Consider the following 6,292-nt stretch of genomic DNA (forward strand, 5'->3'; position numbering starts at 1 on the left):
GTGCGGACGTGGCGGGGGAGTTCGGCGGGCGGGACTCCGGTGACGGACTCGGTCAGTTCGCCGAGGAAGGTCTCGCCCGCGCAGGGACCGTCGTGGCCGGTGCCGGGGCAGCCGGTGCGCGGCCACAGCAGCACGGGGACGGGCACGTTGAGGCCGGCCTCGAAGTGGGCGCGCAGGGCGGTGGGCGGGGCGGCGAAGGCGGCGAGGCCTGCGTCGTGGTCGCGCAGGCGCTTGCGCAGGCTCGGCGGGCGCTCCGGGGTTCCACAGCCGATCCGGTGCAGGGCGGTCCCGCCGCCGACGTCCAGTTTCTGCCACTTCTTGGCGAGCTGGTGGCGGAGCCGGCCGCTGCGGTGCCGGGCGCGGTCGGCGACGACGAGCGGGTAGGCGCAGCCCAGCGGGGTGGCGTCGTCGGGGCTGCACTCCCAGCGGGCGACCGGCTCGTTCAGCCACTCCCGGGGCAGTACGAAGGTGATGAGCTCCTCGGCGTCCGGGGCGAGCTGGGTGAACGCCTCGTCGATCCGTTCCTGCACGAAGGCGCGTACTCCGGTGCGCGGCAGCCGGCGTGCCCCGACCGGGCGACGCTGCCCGTCGCGGTAGGCGGAGACCTCGACGGTGACCTGGTCGGTGCCCGCGCCGCTGTGCTCGATCTCCACGACGATCGGCGCCCAGGCGGTCGCCCCGGGGCCGTCCGCCGGGTCCGGCCGCGCGGGTCCGGCGGTCAGCAGCTCTGCCAGCCGGTCCGCGAACCGGGTCACCGCGTCCGGGTCCGGCACTTCCCACTGGACGTACGCCGCCGCCCGGGTGAGGGAGTCGAAGCCGCCCTCGGGCAGCGGTGGCCCGAACGCGCCCACCGCGTCGACGTACAGCCGGTTCGGGTCGCACACCGGCCCGGCCTCCGCGGCCTGCCGGAGCAGCCCGTACAGCCGCCGGAGGGCTTCCGGGCGGTGGCCGGGGGTGGGGACCAGTTCGCCCAGCTCGCCCCAGTAGCGGGCCATCGCCTCGGTGGGCAGCATCCGGCCCACCCGCACCGTCCGGTCACCGGCGATCGCCGAGACCATCCCGACCACCGTGCCGTCGGCCAGGGTCACCGCGGCCCCGCTGAACCCGGCGGCCAGCGGCTGACCGTGCGCGGTGCGCGCCTCCAGCTGGACCCATTCACCGGAGATCAGCGGCCCGGGCAGCGCCCGGTAGGAGGCGAGCATGCCCTCGTCGTACCCCTGCGGGAAGCCGTACGCCACCAGCTCCGCGCCGCCGTGCTCGGCGCCGGGCGGGGCGAAGGCGGCCGGGGTGACGTCCACCTCCCGCGCCAGTTCCAGCACGGCCAGGTCGCCGGGGTCGGCGGCGCCGCCCCGCCAGCCGCCGTGCACGGCCACGGAGGCGGGGACGGCGCCCAGGTCCCGGCGGCCCGGGAAGGCGACGGTGATCTCCGCCGTGTCGCTGAACCGCACCACGTGGGCGCAGGTCAGCACCCGGCGCGCGGACACCAGGAAGCCCGCGCCGACCTCCCTGCCGCACACGATCCGGGTGTGCCAGGCGGATGTGCTCATGCCTGCGCGGCGGTCCGGTCCGGGGTCCAGCTCAGCCGGACGAGGAGATGGCCCTCCGCGGCACCCTTGGCGATCACCGCCCCGGTCTCCGCGCTGAGCTTCACGCCGAACTCCAGTTCCACCGAGTCGGGTTGGAGGGTGCCGTCGCGCAACACCCGCAGCGCGGACTCCGCCGCCGCGCGCACCCCGCCGAGCGCCCCCTCGAAGGTGCGCGTCGCCTGCGCGGGTCCGTCGCCGCGCGCGACCAGCCGCGCGCCGGTCCCGTCCTCGACGCCCTCCACGACGATCAGCGCGCCCTCCTCGGTCCTGAACTCCACCAGACCGTCCATGCGTCGTCCGCTCCCCCGTGTGTGGTACGTGTGGCCTCGCCGAACTCCATTGTGACGGAGGCCGGTTGCCGATGTCCCGGCAACCGTCGACGGCTGTGCGCCCCCACTGGCGGAAACCCGCCAGAGCGCCAACCCGCCACGTCCGGCCGGCTCCGCCGTGCCGCGAGGCCCCCGACACTCGTCCCACCACTCGATCGAGAGAGGGTTGGGATGATCAGAGGACCAGTCGGACGCGGGGCGATCCTCCTGTCGGCGGCGCTCGTGCTCCCGCTGCTGCCGGCGGCGCAGGCGGGCGCGGCGGAGCCGGCGGACGGTACGGCGAAGGCCCAGCCGGCCACCCGGACGGCGAGCGCCGCCCGGACCGTCACCCTCGTCACCGGCGACAGGGTGACCGTCACCGACCTGGGCGGCGGGAAGAAGGCCGTCGAGGTGGAACGGCCCGAGGGCGCCACCGGCGCGGTGCGCACCCAGAGCGCCGACGGCGCGCTGACCGTCGTACCGGACGAGGCACTGCCGTATCTGCGCGCGGGCACGCTCGACGAACGGCTCTTCGACGTCGACGCGTTGCTGCGGCAGCAGCTCGCCGACGACCAGGCGGGCACGCTGCCGCTGATCGTGACGTACGGCAAGGACGCGCGGGCGGTGACCCCGCGCGGCGCCGAGCGGACCCGGGCGCTGCCCTCGGTGCGCGGGGCCGCCGTCGAGGCGGACCGAAGCCGGGTGTTCTGGCAGGAGTTCACCCGGCGCGGCGCCGGGATCGACCGTGTCTGGCTGGACGGGCGGGTCACCGCCGACATGGCCGAAAGCAATGCCCAGATCGGCACCCCGGCCGCCTGGGAGACCGGGCTCACCGGCAAGGGCGTCACCGTCGCCGTCCTCGACAGCGGGGTGGACGCGAGCCACCCCGACCTCGCGGGGCGGATATCGGTGAGCCGCAGCTTCGTCGACGGCGAGGAGGTCGCCGACCGCAACGGCCACGGCACCCACGTCGCGTCCACCGTCGGCGGCAGCGGCGCCGCCTCCGACGGCGAGGAGCGGGGCGTCGCACCCGGTGCGGCCCTCGCCGTCGGCAAGGTGCTCAGCGACCAGGGCTCCGGCAGCGAGTCGCAGATCATCGCCGGGATGGAGTGGGCGGCCCGCGAGGTGGGCGCCGACATCGTCTCCATGAGCCTCGGCTCCACCGGGCCCAGCGACGGCACCGACCCCATGGCGCAGGCGGTGAACACCCTCTCCGCGCAGACCGGCGCCCTGTTCGTCGTCGCCGCCGGGAACACCGGCGCGCCCTCCTCGATCGGCTCGCCCGGCGCCGCCGACGCGGCCCTCACGGTCGGCGCGGTCGACTCCGCCGACGAGGCCGCCTACTTCACCAGCGCGGGCCCGCGCCACGGCGACCACGCCCTCAAGCCGGACCTCGCCGCCCCCGGCGTCGGCATCCTCGCCGCCCGCTCCTCGCTCGGCGAGGGCAGCGGCGCCTACACCGCCATGAGCGGTACGTCGATGGCGACCCCGCATGTCGCGGGCGTGGCCGCGCTCCTCGCCGAACGGCACCCGGACTGGTCGGGCGCCCGGCTCAAGGACGCGCTGATGTCCACGTCCACACCGCTGGACGCGTCCGCGTACACGCTGGGCGCGGGCCGGGTCAGCGTGCCGGACGCGGTGCGGGCGCGGGTGACCGCGACGGGCAGTGTGGACCTCGGCTTCTTCGGCTGGCCGTACGAGGCGAACGAGCCCGTGACGAGGACCGTCACCTACACCAACTCCGGGGACGAGCCGGTCACGCTGGACCTGTCCGTGCGGGGCGCGGACGGAGTCGCCGCCCTCGCCGACGCCACGCTCACCGTTCCCGCGCACGGCACCGCGTCCACCACGGTGACCGGGGACGGGGCGCGGGCGCCGGTCGGGAACACCAGCGGGCGGATCGTGGCCGCCGTCGCCGGGACGCCGGTCGCGCACACCGCGTTCGGGCTGGTCAAGGAAGAGGAGCGGTACACGCTCACGGTCCACGTCAAGGACCGCGACGGCGCCCCCGCCGCCGCCGACCTCGTCGTGCAGCGGCTCGCCGAGGGCGCCGACCCCGTCCCGGCGTACGTCGGCGACTCCGGCACGCTGCGGCTGCGGCTCGCGCCCGGGACGTACAGCGTGGCGTCCTTCCTCGACGTGCGCGGCGGCCACGGCGCCGACTCGCTCGGCCTCGGCTTCCTCGCGGACCCCGAGATCGTCCTCGACCGGGACCGCGACGTCGTCCTCGACGGACGGCGGTTGCGGCAGATCACGGCCGAGGTCGACCGGCGCACGGAGACCCGGCAGCTGCTCATGGAGTACGACCGCCGTGCGCACGGCGCCGGGCTGTTCGGCGCGGTGATGGTGCCGGTGAAGTACGACAGCGTCTTCGCGGCACCGACCCGGAGGGTCACCCAGGGCTCCTTCGAGTACCGGACCGTGTGGCGGCTCGGCAAACCGCTGCTGGAGGTGAAGGGCGTCGGCGAGGCGACGGCCCAGCCCGGCGGCACCCTCGTCGAGGGCCGGGTGCGGCTGCCCCTGGTGGATGCCGGAGCCGGCCCCCTGACCGGGGTGCGGGGCAAGGCGGTGCTGGCCGAGCTGCCCGCGGGCACCGAACGGGCCGCGCTGGCCGCGGCGGCCGAGGACGCGGGCGTCGCGGCGCTGTTCGTGACGGACCACGCGCCGGGCCGGCTGAACGCCTGGTGGGGCTCCGACGAGGGCGGCGACCGCCCGTTCCCGATCGCGACGGTCGACGCGGCGGACGCGCAGCGCCTGCGGGACGCCGGGCGGGTCGACATGACCGGCACGAAGAACACGCCGTACGTCTACGACCTATCGAAGGGCTACCCGGGCGCCGTGCCGGACCGCGACCTGACCTACCGGCCCGGCGACGAACTGGCCGCCGTGCAGACCAGGTTCCACGCGGCGCGGCCCGCGTCCGGCGGCGAGTTCCGCTACTCGATCACCGACACCTTCCCCATCGGCGTCGGCTTCAAGGAGCGGATCGACTACCCGGCCGAACGCACCGATCACGTCTCCACCGGCCCCGGACAGCTGTGGCACGAGTCGGTGGACCTCGGGGCCGGCGAGCTGGAGCAGCGCAGCGGACTCGTCCGCTACCGCAGCGGCACCCGGCCCGCGCTGAACTGGTTCAAGCCGGTCTGGCACCCCTGGCTCGGCACCGGTCTCGGCTGGGGCCAGGAGCGCACCGGCGACCAGCTCCGGTTCAACACCCCCGGCTGGGGCGACTCCGGGCCCGACCACACCGGCTTCGGCGACGTGTGGAGCGAGGAGAGCGGCATGTCCCAGACCACCGCGGTGTACCTCGACGGGGAACTCGCCGACCGGCGCACCGGCAGTACCGCGTACGTGTGGGACGCGCCCGCCGAGGAGCGCGCGTACACGGTGGTCACCGACACCGCGCTCGACCCGGCCCGCTGGCCCACCGCCACCGAGGGGCACACCGAGTGGACCTTCCGCTCGGCCCGGACCCCGGCGGACCGGCGCACCGTCCTGCCGCTGATCAACCTCGGCTTCGACCTCGGCACCGACCTCGCGGGCACGGTGCGCGACGGACGGGTGCCGGTGCGGATCCACGCCGGGTACGTACGGGATGCGGCGGGCACCGGGACACTCGGCGGCGGCACCCTCGACGTGTCGTACGACGAGGGCGCGTCCTGGCGGAAGGTGCCGCTCGACGAGGCCGGTCCGGCCGCCTGGCGCGGCACGCTGCACGTCCCGGAGGGCGCACCTTCGGTCTCGCTGCGGGCCTCGGCGCGGGACGACCGGGGCGGTTCGGTGGTCCAGGAGATCGTCCGGGCCGTGACCGTGCGCTGACCTCGCCGGTGACGGCGGACGGCGCCGCCTCCCCGGGACGGGGCGGCGCCGTCGCATGTCTCCCGGGCCGGCGGACACCCGTGGGTCAGCTGCGACCTCCAGAGCGACGATCGCCCGTTCCGGGGAGCAACTGCTCGCCCGTTCGGACCCGGGCCACTCCGAGGCGCTCCAGGTCCTGCGGCCGGATGAGGAGTTGGTCCGCCGTCGCCGCCACCTGTGTGGCGGGCCGCTTGAGGATGGCCGCGGCCAGTTCGGGTGCGATCACGGAGAAGTAGCTGTCCGGCGTGGCCCAGGTGTTGCCGGGCGCCGCCAGGGCCAGCGCCCCGCCCGAGCCGCCCTCGCCGATCACCAGCGTCGTCAGGGGCGTCCGCGCGCCGGCCACCGCCCCGAACAGCTCCGCGATCGCCGCCCCCGCCCCCTGCCGCTCCGCCTCCGCGTCATTGGCCGCGCCCGGCGTGTCCACCAGCGTCAGCACCGGGATGCCCAGCCGGTCCGCGAACCGGATCAGCCGCGTGGCGGTGCGGAAACCGGCGGGACGGGTCGCCGTGCCGGTCTGGGCGGCGTATGCCACGGTTCGGC

At 75.8% G+C, this 6,292-nt stretch carries 4 protein-coding genes; 1 reads left to right on the forward strand and 3 read right to left on the reverse strand.

Annotated features, from left to right (window positions below):
- Positions 1–1,547 (reverse strand): VMAP-C domain-containing protein (locus tag CCN42_RS11255; RefSeq protein ID WP_107427581.1); only part of this gene is annotated, 1,547 nt, incomplete at its 3' end.
- A complete protein-coding gene (locus CCN42_RS11260; protein ID WP_086172130.1) occupies positions 1,544–1,876 on the reverse strand; it encodes a CU044_2847 family protein in 333 nt (110 codons plus the stop codon). The genes CCN42_RS11260 and CCN42_RS11255, both read right to left, overlap by 4 nt.
- A 210-nt stretch (positions 1,877–2,086) precedes the next feature.
- Between CCN42_RS11260 and CCN42_RS11265 the strand changes: the two genes are divergently transcribed.
- Positions 2,087–5,713 carry a S8 family serine peptidase gene (locus CCN42_RS11265; protein ID WP_086735063.1) on the forward strand — a complete coding sequence of 1,209 codons (3,627 nt, stop codon included), beginning with the start codon at positions 2,087–2,089 and terminating at the stop codon, positions 5,711–5,713.
- An 85-nt stretch (positions 5,714–5,798) separates the two neighbouring features.
- Here CCN42_RS11265 and CCN42_RS11270 read toward each other — a convergent pair.
- Positions 5,799–6,292, reverse strand: a 494-nt coding sequence (locus tag CCN42_RS11270; protein ID WP_281259490.1) for a carboxyl transferase domain-containing protein, incomplete at its 5' end; no start/stop codon positions are given.

Source organism: Streptomyces glaucescens (assembly GCF_002154375.1).
Classification (GTDB): domain Bacteria; phylum Actinomycetota; class Actinomycetes; order Streptomycetales; family Streptomycetaceae; genus Streptomyces; species Streptomyces glaucescens.

Coding starts and splice junctions, on each gene's coding strand:
- CCN42_RS11260 (WP_086172130.1), bottom strand. CDS start 1,876: ATGGACGGTCTGGTGGAGTTCAGGACCGAGGAGGGCGCGCTGATCGTC.
- CCN42_RS11265 (WP_086735063.1), top strand. CDS start 2,087: ATGATCAGAGGACCAGTCGGACGCGGGGCGATCCTCCTGTCGGCGGCG.